The 3594-nt window shown below is 72.6% G+C and carries 2 protein-coding genes; both read left to right on the plus strand.

Translation table 11 applies throughout. The features are described from left to right. Positions 1-1804, plus strand: a 1804-nt coding sequence (locus ZRA01_RS20010; RefSeq protein ID WP_141355129.1) for an amidohydrolase, incomplete at its 5' end; no start/stop codon positions are given. A 500-nt stretch (positions 1805-2304) separates the two neighbouring features. Next, positions 2305-3594 (plus strand): TIGR03862 family flavoprotein (locus ZRA01_RS20015; protein WP_141355130.1); only part of this gene is annotated, 1290 nt, incomplete at its 3' end.

Here is a 3594-nt window from a genome sequence, read left to right on the forward strand (position 1 = left end):
GGCCCCCGCCGCCGGCACGCCCGCGGTCCCCGGCGCACCCGCCGACCCCAACGCGCCGCCGCCCGCGCCGCCTCCGCCGCCGCTGTCCGACATCATCTTCACCAACGGTGACGTGATCACCCTTGACGACAAGCGCCCGGCGGCCCAGGCGGTGGCGGTCAAGGGCACCAGGATCATCGCGGTGGGCAAGGCCAAGGAGATCCTCGCCCGCTGGAAGAGCGAGGGCACCGAGGTGGTGGACCTGGCCGGCAAGACGCTGGTGCCGGGCTTCGTCGATGCCTGGGGGCAGATGTCGCGGCTGGGGCTGTATTCGGTGGCGGCGCCGCTACAACCGCCCCCCGCCGGCAGCGTGAGCGACGTGAACGGCCTGGTGCGCAGCCTGCGCGACTGGAGCAAGGGCGACCTGGCCCAGCGCTTCGGCTGGGTCATCGGCTACGGCTACGACGACAGCCGCCTGCGCGAGCAGCGCCCGCTCACGCGGCAGGATCTCGACGGGGTGTCGGCCGACAAGCCGGTGCTGGTGATCCACCACTCCGGGCGCCAGGTGGTGGCGAACAGCCGCGCGCTGGAGCTGGCCGGCATCACCCGCGACAGCGTGAGCCCGCCCGCCGGCAGCATCGGCCGCTGGCCCGGCTCCAAAGAGCCCGACGGCGTGCTCGACGGCGCCGCCGCCGCGGCCCTGCTGGGCGCCCTGCCCAAGCTGTCCGCCGACGACCGCCAGGCATTGATCCAGCAAGGCCAGACGCTTTACCTGCAGAACGGCTACACCACCGCCGTCGAGGGCCGCGCCACCCCCGAAGACCTGGCCCTGTACACCCAGGCCGCCGACACCGGCGCCCTCAAGCTCGACGTGATGATCTACGCCGACCTGGCCTCGGCCGGCGGCGCACTGAAGGGCCACAAGAGCGTCGGGCCCAAGTATTACAAGAACCGCCTGCGCCTCGCCGGGGTGTCGTTTGCCCTCGACGGCGTGGCCGAAGACCGCAGCGCCTGGCTCACCCAGCCCTACCAGCTGCCGCCGCCGGGCAAGCGCAGCGCCTACTCGGGCTACCCGTGGGCCACCGATGAGGCCGCCGCCGACCTCTTCACCCGCGCCTACGCCGGCGGCTGGCCGGTGGCCGTGCAGGCCAACGGCGACGCGGCCATCGCCCAGGCCATCGCAGGCCTGCGCGCCGCCGCCGTGCAGCCTGCCAGCCCGCCGGCTGACCCGCCAAGCAAGCTGTCAGCCAAGCAGCGGGCCAGACAAGCACTCAACGACGCGGCCCGGCAGCCCGCCCCGCCCCGCCCGCCGCTGCTGGTGGGTGCCCAGGCGGTGGGCGACGCCCAGCTCGACGCCCTCAAGGAGGCCGGCGCGGCAGTCAGCTTCGCGCCCCAGCGCCTGGCCCTGTCGCTGGCCGCCCTCAAGGACTACACCCTCGGCCCCGAGCGTGCCGCCCGCTTCGCCCCCGCCGCCGCCGCCCAGGCCCGCGGCCTGCCGGTGCTACTGCACGCCGACCCGGCGCGGCTCGACCCGTCGCCCTTCGCGGTGATGGCCGCCGCCATCAAGCGCCCGCTGGGCGAAGACCAGCAGCTCGCCCCCCTCGACGCCCTCAAGGCCGTCACCCTGCTGCCAGCCCGCCAGCTGGGCGAAGAGAAGGTGAAGGGCAGCATCGCCGCCGGCAAGCTGGCCGACTTCGCGGTGCTGTCGGCCAACCCTCTCAAGACCCCCGCCGACAAGCTCGGCGAGATCCGCGTGGTGGGCACCGTGAAGGAAGGCGTGACGGTGTTCAGCAGCAACGAAGGCGGCGTGCCGATCACGCGCTGAGGGGCGGGGGCGGGCTGGGTGAAGCCCGGCCCTGGGGGCGCAGAACACAGATCGCGCACCCACAAAGCATCATCGACTCAAGTCTGCGGTCAGTGGGCTCAAGTCGCGGCAACTCGAACTCAAGTAAAACTTGAGCGGGCTGAAGTCCGGACAACGATCACTCAAGTAAAACTTGGGATCACTCAAGTCCCGGCAACTCGCGCTCAAATAAAACTTGGGTGCGCTGAAGTCCGATTTGAGCCACCGCAAGTAAAACTTGGGCCCGCTCAAGTCTGGCTTGAGCGAACTCAAGTGCGGGCATCAAACACTCAAGTAAATCTGGAAACGGCAGCCGCGTAGGTCGGGTTAGCCCGCCAGGGCGTAACCCGACACCCGCCCCAGCCGGACTCCCCACCCCACTCTGTCGGGTTACGCTGCGCTAACCCGTACGGTGTTCGATGGCCCCCATCCTGCGGCGAGGCCCTACAATCGCGCCTGCCCTCAACCCGCCCCGCTCCGCCATGCCCTCCACCCCCCGCCCCGCCTCCTCCTTCCACGTCGCCATCGTCGGCGGCGGCCCCGCCGGCCTGATGGCGGCCGAGACCCTGGCCGCGGGGGGCGTGCAGGTGGATGTCTTCGACGCCATGCCCTCGGTGGGCCGCAAGTTCCTGCTGGCCGGCAAGGGCGGGCTCAACATCACCCATTCGGAAGCCTTCGAGGCCTTCGCCGGGCGCTACGGCAGCCGCCGGGCCCAGATTGAGCCGATGCTTCAAGCCTTCGGGCCGGACGCGCTGCGGGCCTGGGTCGAGGGGCTGGGGGTGAGCACCTTTGTCGGCAGCTCGGGGCGGGTCTTTCCGGCCGAGATGAAGGCCGCGCCGCTGCTGCGCGCCTGGCTGGCTCGCCTGCGCGGCGCCGGCGTGCGCTTCCACCCCCGCCACCGGTGGACCGGCTGGGGCGCCGACGGCAGCCTGCTTTTCACCACCCCGAGCGGCCCGATCACCCACAGCGCCGATGCCACCCTGCTGGCCCTGGGCGGCGGCAGCTGGGCCCGGCTCGGCTCCGACGGCGCCTGGGTGCCGCTGCTCGCCGCCGCCGGCCTCGCCGTGGCGCCCCTGCAGCCCGCCAACTGCGGCTTCGTGGTGGCCTCGCCGCGGGGTGGCCCGGACGGCGGCTGGAGCGAGCACCTGGCCAGCCGCTTCGCCGGCCAGCCCCTCAAGTCGATCACCCTGCAGTTGGCCGGCGACCCGGCCCCGCCGCGCCCCGGCGAGGCCATGCTGAGCGCCGACGGCATCGAGGGCAGCCTGGTGTACGCGCTGTCGGCCGCCATCCGCGAGGGTATCGCCCGCGACGGCCGCGCCACGGTGCTCATCGACCTCGCCCCCGGGCGCAGCCTGGAACGCGTTGAGGCCGAAGTCGCCCACCCCCGAGGCGCCCGCTCGCTGGCCAGCCACCTGCAGAGTCGGGTCGGCATCGCCGGCCTCAAGATGGCGCTGCTGCGGGAATGCCTGGATGCCGCCACACTGGCCGACCCCGCCCGCCTAGCCGCGGCGATCAAGGCCCTGCCCGTGGCGCTTATCGCCCCACGGCCCATCGACGAAGCCATCAGCACCGCCGGCGGCCTGCGCTTCGAGGCGCTCGACGCGAAGCTCATGGTGCCAAGCCGCCCCGGCCTCTTCTGCGCAGGCGAGATGCTCGACTGGGAAGCCCCCACCGGCGGCTACCTGCTCACCGCCTGCTTCGCCAGCGGCCGCCGGGCGGCCGAAGGGGTGCTGGCGTGGCTGGCGGGAGCTCAAGGCCAGGGCAACACTTAT

Source organism: Zoogloea ramigera, assembly GCF_006539865.1.
In the GTDB taxonomy this organism is placed as follows: Bacteria; Pseudomonadota; Gammaproteobacteria; order Burkholderiales; family Rhodocyclaceae; genus Zoogloea; species Zoogloea ramigera.